This window comes from Bradyrhizobium sp. Kon58, assembly GCF_055807455.1.
In genome coordinates, this window is record NZ_JBVVOT010000013.1 from 124,405 (window position 1) to 141,998 (window position 17,594).

Sequence of the window (17,594 nt, forward strand, 5' to 3'; positions counted from 1 at the left end):
TTGATGCCTCGCGCCCCGAGCACGTTCAGAAAGAACGACGTCAAGCGAGCGATCGTGGCGGCAACGGCGGCCGGCATGCAGATCGGCTCCGTCATGATCGACAAGAGCGGAAGGATCGTCATACAGCCGGCCGGCACGGCGTCAGGCCTAGATGATCTCGACAAACAGCTAGCGGAGTTCGAGGCGCGACATGGTGCGGGTTGATCTCAAGGTCGCGAGGGCCGTCATCGAACTGATGGCGCATGACCTCCTGCTCCAGCGCGTTCAGCGTGTTATCGACGAGGCAAAGCTGGCTCGCCTGAATGCCTAGGCGCTCGGTCCATTTCACGAGCCGCCGCGTCGGTAAGCATGAAGGTTGGGCAAGCGGGATCGCCGCAGCAGAAAGGCCGGATTTCGCCAGAGGAAAGTAGCGCCTTGAACCGGCGTCGGAGCTGATCCAGTTCACGGACCGTTAGTTCCAGGGCGGTGCGGATGCCGGCATCGCGGATGTGGTGAAGCGAGGGAAGTCGGTGGATTCGGCACCCTCTCGCGTTTGCCATATCCCCGTGCTGAGCACCCGGATTGTGTCGTCGATGGCCTGTTGGAATGCGCGGAGATTGCTCTCTTGTTGAAACGGCATCCGAAACGCCGGTTGATCGACGGCGCGGACGAACATCGACAGGGCCTAGTCGTCATCGACGTCCTGCAACTTATCGACGAAACTGCGCAGCTCGACCTCGCTATCAGGAAATGGAACGCCCTCGACTAGGCGCCGTAGGAGAAATTCGGCTCGAAGCCGCAGATGCTCCTCGAACTCCGCGCCGGACCAGATCACCAGCCCAGTTTCGCGGCTGCCGAGCGAACCTCGTCGCGACGCTGGGCCGAGATACAGCTGCGGCATACAACTTGAAAGCGTCAGGTTTGCCCGTCGCGGCGTTGACCGCTGCCGTCATATCCTTCTCAGCCTTCGCTTGGGTCAGGCTGCCTCGATTGACGCATTGAATCACTGTGCGCTCGCCCGGTTGGTCGTCGAACGGACGTGCACCGATGATGTCGCGCCCTTGGTCGCTTCCCGTCTGGCCGAACCAAGCAAGATCAGTCCAGCCGTCGCAAAGGTGGTAGGCGAACACAAGGCGCTCGAACTCGCTGCCGCCGAAATCCTTGAAATGAATCGGCCGGACCGTTCGAGCTATCGTCACCTGCCTGCCTCCTGGCCTCCAAAGCTACGGAGCGGGTTGATGATCTGAACGCCCTCGAAGTCCTTTTCATTGTCGGTCACGACAACGCAGTCGTTAGCTTCGGCTACGGCGGCAATGATTGTGTCTAGGACGCTTCGCGAACGGCCTTTGGCTTTGCCATTGACCATCAGCCGCGCCCAGACGAGGCCAGCTTTCTCGTCGAACGATAGGACGCGGCCGGCGAACAGGGCTTGCGGGCCTTCGGGGCCGGCGAACCAAGTTTCAAGGCTGCTCCGCTTCTTGCCCTTCGGCTTCTCCAAGATACCTCGACAGATTTCGGCGACGGTAAGCGAAGCAATGAAGAGGTCGTTGTCCTTCTGCGCGCCCATCCAAGCCAGCAGCGAGCCCGACGGCTCCGGCTTTATGACGTTGCTGATGATATTTGTGTCAAGGAGATAGCGGGTCACAGATCGACCTTACGTCCCTCTTCTCGCGGCCGGCCGAGGTCGAGATCCGCGCCAACCAGAGGTGAGCGACGCAAAGCGGCGAGAATCCCGCCCGCTTTCGCAGGCTCGCCCGCCACTGCCTGCTGTATGGTGCGGCGAAGCTGCCCGGCTTCCGGACCTTCCTCCGTCAATTTCCGGGCAAGGGATCGGAGTAGATCGCGGTCGGCGTCGAGCGCCTGGATCTCGAACCGCGCGATGCCGCGCTCAGTCAGACGAGACCGGTAATTCTCGAGGGCTCTCTTCTGCGCACTGTTGCTCATCGCCTGCCTCCGTGCTATATCCAGATATATAGCCACGTTTTCCTTGGAGTGCAAGGCTGGTGGAATTGTTATCGGTGCCGGCAAAGACGGCCTCTCCAAGGTGCTGGGGAGTGCCATCATAGCAAGACGTCCCCCTTTCAAGGGAGGCGATCACAAAATATGATCGCTACGACGGACGGTCGACCCGTGCCTCGCCGCTACGCTGCCACCCTCCAGCATTCGCTCCGTTTCCATTCAAGTCATTGATTTACAAGATCTTTCTATCTTGCCAACGCGCTATCAGTTGGCATCATTGTCACGAAGCGGAGTGTTCCGCACGAGGACAAGGACGCGATCGTGGCGCGACCGAGACGTACAACAGCCGAAAAGCTTCGTGTGGTCGCCGATGCGTCCCACGAACCGCCTGTGCTTGCGTCATCGAAGCCCGATCCACGCCTCGGCCAATCTGGTCCGACTGCTGGCGCCACAGGCCGCGCGGGACTTCGTTCAAGCCGAAGCAGACAGCCGGACGCGAGACCGCCTCTCGGAGTAAGGAGGTCGCCTCATGAAGGTCGCGCTCTATGCCCGCTACTCATCGGACAATCAACGAGACGCCTCGATGGAGGATCAGTTGCGGCTCTGCCGCCTGCATGCCGAGAAGCAAGGCTGGACTGTCGTTGACAGCTGTACCGACCGGGCGATCTCCAGCGCGTCGCTCTTGCGCCCCGGTATTCAAGAGCTGATCGGTGACCAGCTGCGCAATGTAGTCGTGAGCCGCTTCGAACGCCATCTTGCGGATGATCCACTGTCCGTCATGATTGTAGACCTGATCGATTCCGCTTGGTTTTTGCCCAACACACAGCCGCTGAATTTCGTTGTCGTAGCCACAGCGTGACATGATGGTGCGCAAGCTGCGCCTTAAGTCATGCATGGTGAACTTGGCGACGCTCGCTTCCTTGACCAGTCGGTCGACCATCTTGGTGAAGCCGGACATCTGGCCGCCTGTCTTTGGTGACGGGAAGACATAGTCCGAGGTTGCCCGCTCGAAGTGTTTCGCGGCGGTAAGCACCTCGTCAACAAGATGGGTGCGCGGCACGTCGTGGTGTAGGCCCATTTTGGTCCATGCCGCATCGAAGGTGATGCGATCATCCATGATGTGCTTTTGCCACTCGATCATGGTTGGTTCGCTGCGACGCGGGCCACCGAGTAGGCACATGCGTGCCAGGAGCCCAAAAGCCCCGAGTTTGCCGGATGCATGCCAAACCTTGATGATTTCCTCATCGGTCAGCGCGCGACCCTTCGTTCGGCGTCCGACCCTTTGCGCGCGCGTTTCCTTGGGCGCGCGATAGCCAGCGAGTACGTTGTGCTCGACGTACCCTTCGCCCACGCACCATTCGAGGAAGGTATGCACGTGCTTGCGCAAGTCCTTGGCTGCGCCGCGCTTGCCGGTCTTGGCGATCTTGTCGACCGCAGCCATAATCTGCCGTCGCGCCCCCACGCCGCTCTCGGCGTGATCCTTCAGCCCGCGCCGAAGCGCCGACATTGCCGGCCTCCAGTTGACGACTTGACGTTCGGTCAAGGACGTCTGGTAGGGACCATCTTCGACAATGAGCGTCGCGAGCGTGGTGCGCTGTTTCTCGGCTGCCTGTTGCCGCCTCGCCTCGCGCTTCGCGTCGTTCGGGTCCAAGCCCTTGACTACCTCGCCTGCGGCGATGGTAGCGGCCTTGCGCGCGGCCTTTTCATTATATTTGGGCCATGCGCCGAGGGTCTTGCGCGGGGTCCCCCTCACCCCCGGCTTGGTGAAGAGGTAGACCCAGGTCCGGCCGCCGGTGGCGCGCATGCGTAAGGCGAGGCCGGGCAGCTTGTCGTCGTGGAGATAATGCTGCGCCTTACCCGGCGGCAGCGTTGCGTTGCGGATCACCGTATCGGTGAGTGTCAGCTGGTTGGCCGGCTCCGTCATGATTCCTTCACTCTCTCTGCGCCCGGTGTGCCACGCAAGAAGGGCGATCAGCCCTCGATCTCAACTATGGCTGGAATTGGTTAGCTAGGGTCTACGGATTGTGGTTCTTGCTGGGGATGCCTACGATCTTATTGCCTCAGACCGATCACGGTTCGGGGCCGAGGCCATGGGCAGCAAGGAAGAAAAGACTTAAATCGAGGCATTTGGATCGCTAGGTAGTAGGAAAATGCCGCGCGCCACGAAGCGCCATCGCAAGAGCCGTGGCATGCCGCCGCCCGCGACATTCAACATCGACAAGCTGCCGGGCAGCTCCAACTTGACCGCATTAGAGGCGGCCACGGTCATCCGGCGCACGCCCGGTGCACTCGAGCCGGCGCGACCCGAACCAACCGCTGAAATGGCGCTACGTCGATGGCCGGCCACTCTATCGAACAGATGCAGTGCGTGACTATCTGGCCAAGTGCGACAAAACCACTAAGGCCCCTCAGCCGCATAATGCTCACAGAGACGCCCGAGGAGCTCGGCCTTGATCGGCCAATCGGTTCGTCCGCTGCAGGAAACCGCCGACTGCCTGCGCAAGGATGGGGACACGCTGCTGGCTTTCTACGACCTCCTGGCCGAGCATTGGAAACACCTACGCACGACGGATGAGATGGACAAGCGATTTGTTCATGACCGAGATGACGATTGCAGAAATCGCGTACGTCCATTCTTTTGTTCGGCTGCGCCGCGGCCATTCTTCCGTCCCGGCCATCGATCTCGCAGCCGCCGCGCGCAGGGGCGGTCAAGGCTGGCCGCGTTTGCGGCCACCGCAAGGCTTGGCCTTGACGGCCCGAGCACGGCGGCATGCTGGCGTGGAACGGGAATACATTCCTGCCTGGCACTTGCCGTCAGACGGGATTACCCTCGGCGGGCGCGGGCGACCTCGTGGCGAAGCGTGGCGCATCGGCTGCAAGCGCCACCAGGCTGCCCTATTTTGTCTTGCCGACCTGAGGCGCCCGCGCGCCGGTTTTTGGCCGTGGTTTCCATTGCGTCACCAAGCGCTCGTAGCTTTGCTCCGCCTGTGCGGCAATCAACATCTCGCGGTCGCGCAATGCCTTGATGTTGTAGGCATACGCTGGCCCACGTCGGCTGCCTTTCTGTTGCGGATGTCCGGCTTGAAGCTGCATCGCGCGGGTCTTGATGGCGACCAGTGCCGGGCGCGCCCACAGGTAATCCTCGCGCTTCGTCAACAAATGCCAGCAAAGCACGGTGAGCTTCCGGGCCACGGCCACCGCGGCGATCTGATGGCCGCGCCGGGCTCGGATGCGCACGAAAAACGCATGCAGCGGACCGGGCGACTTGGCCGCTGCCCAGGCCGCCTCGACCAGCATGGCGCGCGCGTGACTGCGGCCGATCTTGCTGATGCGGCCGTGATGAGCGGCGCCCAGTCCGGATTGCCGCACCCGCGGGTTCAGCCCAAAATAGCTCACCAGCTTCTGCGGGCTGTTGAACCAGCTTATGTCGCCGATCGCCGCCATGATGCCGGCAGCGACCGCCAAGTTGACGCCGGTGATCGTCATCAATCTGTTGACCGCGGAATCGTCTATGGCGTCCTGCGCGATCTCGCGGTCGAGCAGGGCCAGATCTTCCGCCAGCCGGTCAAGCTCACGCACGTGCCGATCGATCGCTGCGCGCTCATCGTCCGGCAACGGTTGGGCGGCCAACCACGTCCGGCCGCGGCCGTTGAAAAGATCGGCATGCGGGCACTTCGGGATCAGGTGCGCGTGCAGGATCGAATGGACCTCGTTTTTGAGCCGCGTGCGATGCCGCACGACCTGGTAGCGCCGCGCCACCAGCCGACGCTTGCGTTCCGTCTCCGCGTCAGGCGTCCAGATCTGCGGCAGGTACCCGGCCGCCTGCAGACTGGCGAGCGTGCCGGCATCAATCTTGTCGGTCTTGACGTGAGCCTGGGCGATCGCCTTCACTTGCAGCGGATTGGCGATAATCACCCGTGCCACGAACGGAGCCAGAACCCGGGATACCGCCATGCTGTTGCCGGTCGCTTCGACCACCACCTCATCACTGGCAGGGTCTTGCCAAATCCTTCCAATGCAGTCCGCGTCATATCAATGCGGCATGTCGGAGCCTGCCATCCTCCCAAACCACCACCTCCCCGAAAGTTCGGTGGACGTCGATGCCAATCACCCGTCGCATTCGCATCTCCTGCCAATCAGACCACAGAACGGGAGCTACGGGCGACACGACAACTACGGATTCGCGCTCTCAGTGCAACCGGGCGAGTCGCAGAGGCGGCCAGCTACTAACTCGAGCTCGCGGCTCATCGAATGCATCGGCCTGCCCGCACCTTTCGTGCTCCCGGTGCCTCTGTCCCGATGGTCGCACCATACGCTACGATCCTGAATATCGCAGCGGAACATCGGCACCGAGAAACTCTCATACCGGTTACCAACCCCATCGAAAGTACCTTCTCCACTATGTGCCACCGCACCATCCGATCGAAGGGCTGCCTAGCCAACAAGACCGCGCTTGCGATGGTCTTCAAACTGGTCGCGGGCGCACAGAGAAGCTGGCGCCGCCTCGACGGTCATAATCAGTTCTCAGAACCCGTTCTCGGTGTGACATTCAACGACGGGATCGAGGTCATCGACAAGTCACCGACCGTCAGCCCACAACCGCCGCCGCCTAACCGGCTCAGGCCGTCACCGAAATTTGGCGATAGCTCTCTCCCAAGCACAGCGTCGTCGACCTCTACAGCGGTGTTCTCAAGGACGTTTGCTTTGATGACAACGATAGCCCACGCGCGCTGCAACGTCTCGACCTAACCATGTGATCGGAACCGATGTCGTAGTTCGTAAACTGATGGACTGTGATCTTCGCTACAGGGTTATCCCGCGGCCTGATCCTGGGGTTTTAGTCACGAGAGTTCGCCATGAATGACCATCACCCCGATCGGGCGATCCTGGCTACTACGCCTGAATCATGCGTGATCTAAATGATGCTCATAAGGGAACGTCAAGCCGGCTCGCTTCGAAATCGACAGCTTAAGGGGAAATCATTGATCTGTGTGGCACTTTCGACTAAAACAAATGTCTCAACCGGATGGTCGCCTGCTCCCAATCAGGATTGAACGGTACGGCTTTGTTGGCCCGCGGCATTCGTCAGCGATTTAGGCTGAGCTCGCACATTTATTTTAACTGCGCGTGTAGCGAAACATTATCGAGTTCGCCTTCCCACCAGGACACAAACACCGCGGCAATACCGTTCCCGATGACGTTGGTCAGCGCACGCACCTCGCTCATGAACTTATCGATCGAGAATACGATCGCAATGCCAGGGACAAGTTCAGGACTGACCACAGTCAAGGTCGCGGCCAGGGTGACAAAGCCGGCACCGGTAACACCGCTTGCGCCTTTCGAGGTGAGCATCGCCACAATGAGTATCGTGAGCTGCTGGCCGAAATTGAGATCGATCCCGAGCGCTTGCGCGATGAACAAGGTCGCCAACGTCATGTAAATGTTCGTCCCGTCCAAATTGAAAGAATATCCTGTCGGCACCACCAGGCCAACGACCGCCTTCGAACAGCCGAGCCGTTCCAGTTTTTCCATCAACTGCGGCAGCGCGCTTTCGGACGACGATGTTCCGAGCACGATCAGCAGCTCATCCTTGATGTACCTGATGAACTTTAGAATAGAAAAGCCTACCAAGCGCGCGATCAGGCCAAGCACAATGATCACGAAGAGCCCGGCTGTCACATAAAACAGGGCAACCAATCCGAGGAGTTTACCGAGCGCGGACGGTCCGAATTCGCCGATAGTGTAGGCCATGGCGCCGAACGCTCCGATTGGCGCTGCCTTCATTACGATCCTAATGACTCCAAACACCGCTTGTGCGGCATCGTCAACCAGACCGCGCATCCGCTCACCCCCCTCCCCAAGCGCCATCAGCGAGAACCCGAATAGGACGGCAAACAGTAGCACCTGGAGCACGTCACCTCGGGCCAAGGCGCCAACTACACTATCCGGAATGATATTGAGGAGGAAATCGACCGTCTTCTGCGCTTCCGCCGTCTTGACGTAGGTGGCTACGGCCGCGGCATCCCCCTTGGGAGCGAGCCCACGACCGACCTGAGCGAGATTGCCCATCAAAAGACCCAGGATGAGCGCGAAGGTTGACACGATCTCGAAATAAAGTAGCGCCTTGACGCCGACTCGGCCGACCTTTCGTGCATCCTGAACATGCGAAATTCCGGACACAACAGTGCAGAAGATGATCGGCGCGATCACCATCTTGATCAGCTTGATGAAGCCATCACCAAGCGCTTTGACCCAGCTACTCGTCCCGACAGCGGGCCATAGCCAGCCAACGAGAATGCCAATCAGGATCGCTATGAGCACCTGGACATAAAGAACTTTGTACCAGGGCCCAGATTGCCGGAACAGGGCGGCCGGTTTGACAGAGCGGCGCTCGCGCTGATTGTACATCATGCTCGCCCCGGCGCCGTGCTCGCAAAGAGGGCGCTCAATGAAGGTACAACTTCGCTCAGTGTTCCTTCACGGGCGGGCGCAGGGGAATCTGACGGCTCCGAACAGCACAGTCCAGAGCCACGGACTGGCGCCTCTCCCGAATCGGCTTGCCGTCCACGCGGAACGAAGTTCTGAACCGCTTCCGAGAGCAGCGATAGAACGTTGAGAAAGCTTGCTTGAGAGCTGGAAAGCATCAGCGTCACCACCCTTTTCTATCTTTTTCTTTATTCGAAGATGCCATCCAGCATCTTCTAGGACGCCAATCTTAGCAGCCGCCGACCACTCTTCACTTTAGCAGGCACTCTCGCCGCCATCGCGTCGGAGCGATCAACCTTGAGGAAACACTCGCCATAAGAACTCATGGTGGTGCGGCCTCGCCTGCGTCCACCGGCTCGCGCCTCCTGTCCTCACTTCATGTGAATGCCCCGACATTCCCAAGAGGCTTCGATTTCGATCGCAAAACCACGAGGCCGAAAAGACATGCCAAGCAGCATTGCTCACGCTGCCTCCCTTGGCGATCTCGGTTCCGGTTTTTCGAGAGCCGTGTTTTGCGGGCCTGAACAGCATTCCTGAGAGAGCTTCTCACGCCTGTAGCTCGCCAACGCCTGGACAGAGCACTGCACGACGTCCCGTTTCGCTAGATCCGAGGCAGGCGCTGCATCGAGCCACTTCAGCGCCAGCTCGACCAATTCGACCGCGCGGTCCCTCTTACCGGTCTCGTAATAGTACTGAGCGACCGCCCCGTACGACAGGAACTTCGCGCCCTCGCTGCCTCGGGGCGGATTCGCAGCCAGGATGTGTTCGGAGAGCTCCTTGCCCATGGCAAACCGCTCCGCATGTGGAAAATCGGAGTAGTCTTTCGCGGGGTCGAACAGTTGGCGAATCGCGACGCTCATCCAAACCACGGAGTTCTTCTCGATCGCGTCGCGAACTAATTGGCGCAACACCGGTAGGCCAGCCCCCAGGTCGCGTATCTTGTGAAGCAACAATTCCGCGTGAAGCCCACGGAAGGTGACCTCGTCCGGCATCGCCGCGAGGGCCTCCTCGATAGCTGAAAGGGCTGCCGGCCAATCCTTTCTCTTCATGGCGGGCTCAAGTCTGGCAAGGATCGGCTCCACCAGAGCTCTCTTCTGCGATAGTTCACGCTTTCTGCGTCGGCCCGTGTTTATGCTTTCCGCATCCAGCGCTTTGGCGTCATCGCTCATTGCCCAGGATCCGTTCAGAACTTTGGGGAAGGCATGATCGAGCTGCGTCGGATGGCCAATAAAGGCGATGCGGCGGTCACGGTCAACGACGAATGACGTGGGAATCCCGACAGAAAAGCTTGGATCCAGCCAAAGCTTGTTCATTTCGCCGGCGTAGTCGAATGCAATCGCGTAGTTCAGATTTGACAAGCTCTTTGTCAACCAGGCGTCCAAGCTGGCTCGCGCTTCATTTTCCGTCGAAGCTAGTTCGTGAGCCGCGATGCCCACCACCTCAACTCCGTTGTTCCTGTACTTATCTTGCAGGACCACCAGATTTAGCATCGAGGCGATACATGGCCCGCACCACGTCGCCCAAAATTCGAGGATATATACTTTCCCACGTTCGAACTTTCTAACGGGCTGGCCGCGTAGCCAGTTCTCCACTTTGATCGAGGGGGCCCGCGAACCGACGCTCAGCAGGTTCGCCGCACCGACTTGACTTGCGCTCTCAGTCAGACTGGTCATTGCTCAAATTCGCTTTACCTGGCTCTGCGGAGAAAATAGCAAGTCGCATGCCAGCCAGCGCTCATTGCAATTACGCTTTTTTTGTATCATTCCTGTCGTGCTTGCGACGCATGTCGCATATCCGACCAGCTGCTTGGAGCTTCTCAGGCAATCAGTCGGTCGGAGAGGCGGGAAGTCAGGCAGCGCAAGGTCGAGTTCACCACTCCACGTCCTGATCGGCTTCCAGGATGACCATTTCGGCGCTCGGGATCGCGACGTGAACTGACCTGCTTTGGCCCGTCGACTTGCGCTTGAGTGCAATCTGAGACTTCCAATTTAACTCTTTAGCCAAGGGGGATTGAGGGATAGTGTCCTTCCTTTGCCGGCCATTGCTCGAGATTCACCCCGTCCCGCAATGGACGAGGAAAGCCCACCCGAAATGCAGAAGTTGAGCACCTGCTCATTCCGATCGATGGCGGTGTAAACAAAAGCATCCCTAGGCGGCCCGATCTAGGAAGCGCACAAGAGCCGCCTGGGCGACGACCCTCTCGCGCATCCCCGGGCGGTCAGTCGCGGCTTCAAGTCGCTGGAAAATGCTGTCTGAAAGTTGAATCGTTATCTTTCTGGTCCGCTGAGCTTCGCTTGGGCTCAGCTGCGCGTCCACCTCAGCTTCATCGACTTGAGCTCGGTGTTTTCCGGCGCTCGCTGCTAATCTGCATACTCCAGCTTGCTTCTCTCTGCGACTGCACATCGCCCGCACTTGCTCGCGTGGTCGGGATGTCCGGTCGAAACGGCCCTGCTATGCCGCATGACAAACGGGACGAAGAACCGCATGCCGCGTCAACCGCGGGGACATCCTGTGTCGCAGTCTGGCGTACCGAACGAAAGAAACGGCGGACTTCACCGCGCCAGACCTCTCGTAGTCGCGTGCCCCTCTAGACAGTCAGGTCGCCGCAGACGAGCGATTTCGCGGATGGTGCCTGCACCCTTGCTTGAAATCGACAAAGTTGCCGGCCCAGAAACAGGCGCAGGCGCAATCTAGATGGCGCGCTCGCGCCGTGATCGCGCGAACGGGACGCACCGGCGTTGTTCCTGTGGGAGTGATGCGCGTCATACTAAGCGCACCAGCTCATGCGCGCGACCGAATACACCGCGCCTCGCCGAGGTCCGGCATACAACCCCAACGTGCGACAGGACTTACAACGGGTCGCGTGCCGCGCCGTTGAAACGTATCTGCTGGCCCGGTGCGACCACTCACTCATCGGGAACCTCCGCGTGGGAAGATCGCGCTGTTGGGCGCGCTCTCGCCGATGTGGATCTATGCCGCCTACGTTATTGCGGACGTGGCGTCAGCGCTGCGAAGAGGTTATCAAGCTCGCCGAGAATGCGGGAATCGATCTCAAGGCTGCCCATCTCGACCGAGACTTGGGATATCGCCAGTACGATCGCGAACTGCGCGCCCCAATTGCGAGATGCCCAGGAGCGGCCCGAACTTGTCGAGCAGATGCGCATCGACCTGCGGCGGACGGAGATGGGCTTCACCACGCTTGAGTTCATCCGGGTGGCGCTCGCGAAGCACGAGGTGAGCAAGAAGGGCAACAAGAAGCCCATTGCGTTCGCGCCGGGCCTTGCCCGTCCCAACCGCTGGTGCGGCTCGATGGAGTACGAAGCTGAGCAATGGTGGCGCGATCATCAGCTACGTCACGCGTCGCGACATCGCCGAGACCATCCGGTGCATTCCCGAGGCCGAGAATCCGAGCGACGAGGATCTGGCCGGTTTCCGAGCCTATATGAACCCGCCTGACTGTCGAGGCTCCGGCCGGGTGATGGGATCATGAGCGAGAAGCCACCACCAGAAGTCCCGGTTCATTGCTGCGATCGGTGTTGAGATTGACGAGCGAGATCGAAAGAAGATGGTTGAGGATCGTCTTGAAGAAGTCCTCCGCGTGCTTGTTGAGGTCGGTTAGGCCAAGGCGACCGCGGGTCGAGACCTAGTCCGCAACGTCGCTCAGGGCGTCTACGATCTCGCCAATGAAATACCCCCGTGTGAGCATGTGTAGTCCCGCTCTCGATCTCAGCTTCGTCGTGAATCAATATGAGCGCTTAGCGCTCTCAGGCTCGGATCGCGATGGACGACAGGGAAGAGGGAAAGCAATGTCATGCGGTCAGCTCGACAGGGCAGGCTGTGCCGAGTGCGTCGTGCCCTCTGACGGGGGCAGCCATGTCGATCCAGAGGTGATGAAGTTGTATATCTGGAAGGCCTCCGTTTCGCTGGTGCATAGATTCCAGCAGCGCTCACCTTGCCGCCGTATCGCGCTTAGTGATGCGGAGCTCATCATTCAGACTCCACCCATCGACCGGAGTTGCGACCAACCCCTGAAGCCAGGCGCGAATCTGCGTCCCAGAAGTCAATTCACGAGACTGGATGTATCCAATCATGGCGCCGATCGCGTGAGCGGCACCGTGATGGGCAGCTTTGAAACGTTGAACGCCACCAGTCGAGGAATGAGCGCTATAAAGGTACTCGCGGTCATCGCGGGTTGCGCTGGCGGGGATGGGCAGGCGCTTGCATTCGATAGGAACGAGAGACGAATACTGCGAGTATTCGCGGCCTTCGATCCAGATCGTCGCTGCGCTGGGGGCCGGAACCAAGGACCTTTCGCCTACCGACGATTTCGTCAGGCTCCTCGATATGAAACTGGAGAAAATCCCATCCACCAGACTTCCTCGTTGCGCTATTCATATGAGCGCAGAGCCGGGACGTCAGCGATGTCTCGGCGGTTTCGATCGGCCGCTTGGGATCATCACGCCATTTTGGCAGCTCGTCGGCGAATCAAAAGCGGTTCGCGCCTCAGTTTACCCCAGTGAACCACATCATGACATGTCAGCGGATGGTTCGCGGGGAGGGCGGCGACGACGCGTTCGCTCCAGAGCAACAATGACTTGCCGCTCCATCTTGGAGCGGACTCGGCCGCGAAGGCGACGTCAATAGCGGAACTGGCGAGATCCGAGATCAGATGGTCGCTCGCTCCGTCGACCAATTGTCTCTCGACATGGGGAAAGCGCTGCCGATGCTCGAGGAGAGTGGCCCGGAGATTGCCAGCTGAGAGGGAGGTGTGAATGCCGATGATCAACCGACCACTCTCGCCACGCGAGCGGATCTTGAGGCGAGCGGTCATTGCGTCAGTTGCGCCTACGATGCGCCGGGCATCCTCGATGAATTCCTCACCCTCAATGGTTGGTTGCGTGCCGCCGTTCGTGCGCTGGAAGATCTTGCTGCCCAAGGCGTGCTCGAGATTTCGAAGAGAGCGACTAAGCGTCGGCTGCTTGATTCTGAGTGTCTCTGCCGCCTGGCGAAGGCTGCGATGCTGGGATGCGACGATCGCCCAGCGCAGAGCTCGAAATTCCACTGGCACGTCGAACCCTACGGGGGTTGCCTCTGACTAAGAGTTCTCTTGAAAGGAGCCTTGCTTGCACTGCTTCAGCGCCTCCTCGTCCGCGATACTATTCCGATGGCCCCGACGGGGCGGATCAATTGGCAAACCTGCTGCTTGCTGGGATTCCCCGCTCGTCCATGATGGCATAATTTCCACGCGATGATGATGCGTCCGTTGGGAGCCTCGCCTTCTCGTGGCTCGCTCCTTTGGCGCAGAACTATTCGTAACGCTCTAGTCCGAGATCCTCAGCTTCGATGTCGGGTTTTCTTCCCGAGACAAGGTCCGCTATGACCCGAGAGGAGCCGCAGCTCATCGTCCAACCGAGAGTGCCATGCCCGGTGTTCAAGAAGAGATTTCTGATCCTGGTCCCGCCGATGATTGGTGTGCCGTCTGGGGTCATGGGTCGAAGGCCTGACCAGAAGGATGCGCTCTTGGGATCTCCGCCAGGGAACAGATCCATCACGGAACACTCCAGGGTCCGTCGACGCGCTTCGACGAGGTCATTGGTGTAGCCCGAGATTTCAGCCATCCCGCCGACACGAATTCGATCTCCCAGACGGGTAATTGCAATCTTGTATGTCTCATCCATGACCGTCGATTCGGGGGCACGGGAAACGTCGGTGATTGTAATTGTCAGCGAGTATCCTTTGACAGGATAGACTGGCAGCTTGATTCCGATCTTCTTGAGGAGAAGAGGTGAATAGCTCCCTAATGCGACAACTACTGCGTCCGAGCGAATAGTCCCGCGATCGGTGATCACACCACGCACCTGGCCGGCATCGATGTCCAGTCCATTGATGATATGTCCGTAACGGAAGTCAACGCCCAATGCTGAGGCTCTTTGCTCCAGCGCATTGGTGAACTTGAAGCAGTCGCCGGTCTCGTCTTTCGGAGTCAGAAGTCCTCCCACTATGCGGTCGCGAACGTAGCGTAACGCGGGTTCAGCCCGAACACAACCATCGCGATCCAGTACCTGGAAAGGGATGCCGTCTGCCGCAAGAGCCTTCACGTCCTTAGTTGATGCATCGAGCTGCTGCTGAGTTCGGAACAGCTGCAGGGTTCCCTGCATGCGCTCGTCATAGTTCAGGGAGGCCTCCCCTCTCACCTCGGCAAGCGCCATGCGACTGTAGTCGGCTAGGCGCAGCATCCTTCCCTTGTTGAGCGCATATCGGCTCGCCGTGCAGTTGGACAACATGCGGAGGAGCCAGGAGAGCATGGCCGCATCAAGCTTTGGCCGAAGGATTAATGGTGCATGCCGCATGAGCATCCACTTGATGGCCTTCGTTGGGATTCCGGGGGCAGCCCAGGGCGAACAGTAGCCGAAGGAAACCTCCCCCGCGTTCGCGAAACTCGTTTCCAGCGCTGGACCCGGCTGTCTGTCAAGAACAACCACTTCGTGCCCGAACTTTCCAAGTTGAAATGCGGTTGTGACGCCGATAACGCCCGCGCCTAAAACGGTGACTTTCATATCTGCTCCAATGTTCTGCCAGATGATGCTGTTTGACTGGGGACAAGTTCAGCAATGGCTTCTTTGGAAGCGATGACCGAGGCCGGTGAGGATCTCGTAGGAGATCGTGCCGGCGTCAGTCGCCAGCATTTCGAGCGTCTGATGAGGACCGATCACTTCGACCAAGCTTCCGAAATCGAGCGCGCCATCCCGCAAATCGGAGATGTCGACGGTCATGCTGTCCATCGAGACTCGCCCCACGATGGGCAGACGTTGACCGCCGAAGTAGACAGCTCCGCGACCGCTCAAGCTGCGTGGGAGCCCGTCGGCATAGCCGGCGCAAAGTGTGGCAAGCCGGGTGCAGTCGTGGGTTACGTGCGTTCCACTATAGCCGACCATGGCACCACCCGGAACCGTGCGGGTCTGCGCAACTGCGATAGAGAGGCTCACGACGGGCTCCATCGGATTTACAGCGTTTACCTGCGGCGCACCGCCATAGAGCGCGATCCCTGGGCGAACGAGAGAGCCGTGATAGTCCTTTCCCATCAGCACGCCAGCGGAGTTGGCGAAGCAGGACGGTATCGGCCCGAATTCCTTTATCACGATCTGCATCTCTGCGAGCTGCGCGGCGTTTTGCGCTTTGGTAGGCTCATCTGCGGAGGCGAGATGGCTCATGACGTAGAGAATCTCGAGCTCCGGCGATTGCGCTATTTCCATGCGCACCGCAGCGCGCTCGGCGGGCGCCAATCCGAGCCGTGACATGCCAGTGTCGAACTGCAGAACGGCAGGAAGACGCCTACGCTCCATGCGGGCCTGAGCGCGCCATCCGTGAAGCTGGCTTAAGGAGTTGATCACCGGTATGACAGCGGCAGACGCGCAAGCAGCCTCTGCGCCGGGCAATAGACCGTTCAGCACGAAGAGCTGCACGTCCCCCGGAAGATGAGGTCGCAACACAATAGCTTCCGCCGCATGTGCCACGAAGAAGTGCTTGCAGCCGGCTGCAAGCAAAGACCTCGCCACTTGGATGGCACCCAGGCCGTAGGCATCGGCTTTCACCACTCCCGCCACGCGAGCTGGATTCGCGATCGATGCAATGAGCTGAAAATTGCGGCGCAATGCGGCCAAATCGACGGTCATGTAGCCCGGAAGGCCCTGCGCTTTCCCGTCCAACACCGCCCTCGAAGCAGTCCGGCCCAATGTCTCCTGGCTTTCCATGAGGAAAGGGTTAGCGCAATATTCGAGCAAGTGCCGGGCGTTCCTTGCTTGATTATTCGAGGAATGCTACAAATTCAAACAATCTACTAACTTCTCGAATAAATCGTACAGCGCGATGGATAGCATAGATCGCAATATCTTGCGCGCGCTCCGCGTGAACGCCCGGGCGAGCAATGTCAATCTGGCGGAGGAAGTTGGGCTTTCTCCTTCGGCGTGTCTGAGACGGATCAAGCTGCTCGAGAAGGCAGGCGTCATCCGCGGGTACACGGCACTCGTCGAGACGGGTGCCGACTCGCAAGGTCTTGCCGTTCTGATCAACATTACGTTGGAACGGCAGACAGTAGAGTATCTCAATAAATTTGAGGCTGCGGTACGCAAATATCCGGAGATACAAGAGTGCTACCTCATGACCGGGGGAGCGGATTACTTCCTGCGGGTGGAAGCGGCCAATGCTGTCGAGTTTGAGCGGATTCACAAGGAGATCCTCTCGACGCTTCCAGGCATCTCACGTATTCATTCCAGCTTTTCGATTAGAAACGTACTTGCGAACCGGCCAAAGGGCCGACGCTGACATGTGCTTTGCGCGGTAAGGCCGCAATCTTGGCAGCTCCCAATGGCCCAGAAACGGTCGCTCTGTTGCTTTCCGTTCGAGCTTCGTCTTCGGCCATTTGGCGGTAGACTTTTCCGAATGATCTTATCAGTCGTCGTGATCGGCATCTGATCAATGAACCGTACGACCCGGGCACGATCCTCCGACAGGCCGGCATCGACTAATGGCAGAGGTATCGTCCTATGCCTTTGGCACTCCGCGGGATTCCCGGGCGAATGCCTCGTGCAGATGCAGTACTTCTTTTCCCTTGCGTCGAGGCAGGTAAGACGTGGGATATAAGTATTCTGTCGGGGCCAGATTCGTGTGAGTCCCCTCATATGCCTAAAAGGACGCGGGAGTAAAATCGGGTCCGACTTTATCTGTTGGCTTTGACTCTGGGGAAGTTCGTGACCCAATTTCACTCGCAGCCTGCTTTGCTGTTTGGCACTTGCTCTCGCTGCTGCAAATTTAGTCGCACGATCCTTCCACGCAGTCGGAGTGATCCTCCGCGCCCCCTCGATTAGGCGATTTACGGTTCGGCGGCAGTATTGAACTCGAGTTCGGGCGACATTTCGATGACGCCCTCAGAATGCCCGCTCTTTAGCACGAATTTGATGGCTTGGGCGCGGTCCACAAACAGGCCGCCGAACGCGCCGTTCTTCTCTCGAACGACCCAGTTACCTTGCTGATTCCTACCAACAAAGACGATAGACGCGGTAGAGCGACACAGGGGATCGACGAATTCACTCATCACATACCTCTCCTGATGTTGGCAACAGATCGGGTGGGGTGCATGTTCCGGAGCTGCTGGTTGATCACCGCTCTTGGGC

Annotated in this window: 13 protein-coding genes and 6 pseudogenes; 5 read left to right on the plus strand and 14 right to left on the minus strand. The window is 59.3% G+C overall.

Annotated features, from left to right (window positions below):
- The first annotated feature begins 3 nt into the window (after positions 1–3).
- Positions 4–204, plus strand: a complete 201-nt coding sequence (locus AC0L20_RS21895) for a hypothetical protein (RefSeq protein ID WP_473255613.1) — start codon at positions 4–6, stop codon at positions 202–204.
- A gap of 518 nt (positions 205–722) precedes the next feature.
- Here the strand turns inward: AC0L20_RS21895 and AC0L20_RS21900 are convergent.
- From AC0L20_RS21900 to AC0L20_RS21910, 3 genes are read right to left on the minus strand one after another with little or no spacing between them, the layout of a single operon-like run.
- Complete coding sequence (locus AC0L20_RS21900; RefSeq protein WP_473292012.1) at positions 723–1,178, minus strand: hypothetical protein; 456 nt, start codon at positions 1,176–1,178, stop codon at positions 723–725.
- Positions 1,175–1,624 (minus strand): type II toxin-antitoxin system VapC family toxin, encoded by a 450-nt coding sequence (locus AC0L20_RS21905; RefSeq protein ID WP_317245360.1) that lies wholly within the window; start codon positions 1,622–1,624, stop codon positions 1,175–1,177. The genes AC0L20_RS21900 and AC0L20_RS21905 overlap by 4 nt, the downstream gene beginning before the upstream one ends.
- The gene (locus AC0L20_RS21910; protein ID WP_317245359.1) at positions 1,621–1,923 is read right to left on the minus strand and encodes a hypothetical protein; all 303 of its coding nucleotides are present in this window, start codon (positions 1,921–1,923) and stop codon (positions 1,621–1,623) included. The genes AC0L20_RS21905 and AC0L20_RS21910 overlap by 4 nt, the downstream gene beginning before the upstream one ends.
- Positions 1,924–2,521: 598 nt before the next feature.
- Here AC0L20_RS21910 and AC0L20_RS21915 point away from each other — a divergent pair.
- Positions 2,522–2,629, plus strand: a pseudogene (locus tag AC0L20_RS21915) (hypothetical protein); the annotation flags it as partial.
- A gap of 21 nt (positions 2,630–2,650) precedes the next feature.
- Here the strand turns inward: AC0L20_RS21915 and AC0L20_RS21920 are convergent.
- Positions 2,651–3,862: pseudogene (locus tag AC0L20_RS21920) on the minus strand (tyrosine-type recombinase/integrase); the annotation flags it as partial.
- A gap of 971 nt (positions 3,863–4,833) precedes the next feature.
- Positions 4,834–6,040, minus strand: a pseudogene (locus AC0L20_RS21925) (IS110 family RNA-guided transposase).
- Positions 6,041–6,273: 233 nt separating this feature from the next.
- Here AC0L20_RS21925 and AC0L20_RS21930 point away from each other — a divergent pair.
- Positions 6,274–6,551 (plus strand): annotated as a pseudogene (locus tag AC0L20_RS21930) (IS256 family transposase); the annotation flags it as partial.
- Between the two features lie 499 nt (positions 6,552–7,050).
- On the opposite strand, the gene dctA reads toward AC0L20_RS21930, so the two are convergent.
- Positions 7,051–8,346 carry a C4-dicarboxylate transporter DctA gene (dctA, locus tag AC0L20_RS21935; protein WP_473292090.1) on the minus strand — a complete coding sequence of 432 codons (1,296 nt, stop codon included), beginning with the start codon at positions 8,344–8,346 and terminating at the stop codon, positions 7,051–7,053.
- A gap of 539 nt (positions 8,347–8,885) precedes the next feature.
- Positions 8,886–10,097, minus strand: coding sequence for a TlpA disulfide reductase family protein (locus tag AC0L20_RS21940; RefSeq protein WP_473292014.1), 1,212 nt, complete (start codon positions 10,095–10,097; stop codon positions 8,886–8,888).
- 1,483 nt (positions 10,098–11,580) lie between these two features.
- Between AC0L20_RS21940 and AC0L20_RS21945 the strand changes: the two genes are divergently transcribed.
- Complete coding sequence (locus AC0L20_RS21945) at positions 11,581–11,880, plus strand: hypothetical protein (RefSeq protein ID WP_438745932.1); 300 nt, start codon at positions 11,581–11,583, stop codon at positions 11,878–11,880.
- Positions 11,881–11,908: 28 nt separating this feature from the next.
- Here AC0L20_RS21945 and AC0L20_RS21950 read toward each other — a convergent pair.
- The 6 genes and pseudogenes from AC0L20_RS21950 to alr form a co-directional block, all read right to left on the minus strand.
- A pseudogene (locus AC0L20_RS21950) lies at positions 11,909–12,055 on the minus strand (SMEK domain-containing protein); the annotation flags it as partial.
- A 316-nt stretch (positions 12,056–12,371) separates the two neighbouring features.
- Positions 12,372–12,794: a hypothetical protein gene (locus AC0L20_RS21955; protein ID WP_473292017.1), complete on the minus strand. Its 423-nt coding sequence runs from the start codon at positions 12,792–12,794 to the stop codon at positions 12,372–12,374.
- Positions 12,795–12,880: 86 nt separating this feature from the next.
- Positions 12,881–13,360, minus strand: coding sequence for a LysR family transcriptional regulator (locus AC0L20_RS21960; protein WP_473292093.1), 480 nt, complete (start codon positions 13,358–13,360; stop codon positions 12,881–12,883).
- Positions 13,361–13,492: pseudogene (locus tag AC0L20_RS21965) on the minus strand (helix-turn-helix domain-containing protein); the annotation flags it as partial.
- 238 nt (positions 13,493–13,730) lie between these two features.
- Entirely contained in the window at positions 13,731–14,981 is a 1,251-nt protein-coding gene (locus AC0L20_RS21970) for a D-amino acid dehydrogenase (RefSeq protein ID WP_317245351.1), read from the minus strand.
- Positions 14,982–15,029: 48 nt separating this feature from the next.
- Positions 15,030–16,175, minus strand: coding sequence for an alanine racemase (gene alr, locus AC0L20_RS21975; protein ID WP_438746154.1), 1,146 nt, complete (start codon positions 16,173–16,175; stop codon positions 15,030–15,032).
- A 115-nt stretch (positions 16,176–16,290) separates the two neighbouring features.
- Here alr and AC0L20_RS21980 point away from each other — a divergent pair, with 115 nt between their 5' ends.
- Positions 16,291–16,746: an Lrp/AsnC family transcriptional regulator gene (locus tag AC0L20_RS21980; RefSeq protein ID WP_317245350.1), complete on the plus strand. Its 456-nt coding sequence runs from the start codon at positions 16,291–16,293 to the stop codon at positions 16,744–16,746.
- A gap of 547 nt (positions 16,747–17,293) precedes the next feature.
- Here AC0L20_RS21980 and AC0L20_RS21985 read toward each other — a convergent pair.
- Positions 17,294–17,515, minus strand: a complete 222-nt coding sequence (locus tag AC0L20_RS21985) for a hypothetical protein (protein ID WP_438745935.1) — start codon at positions 17,513–17,515, stop codon at positions 17,294–17,296.
- Between the last annotated feature and the right edge of the window lie 79 nt (positions 17,516–17,594).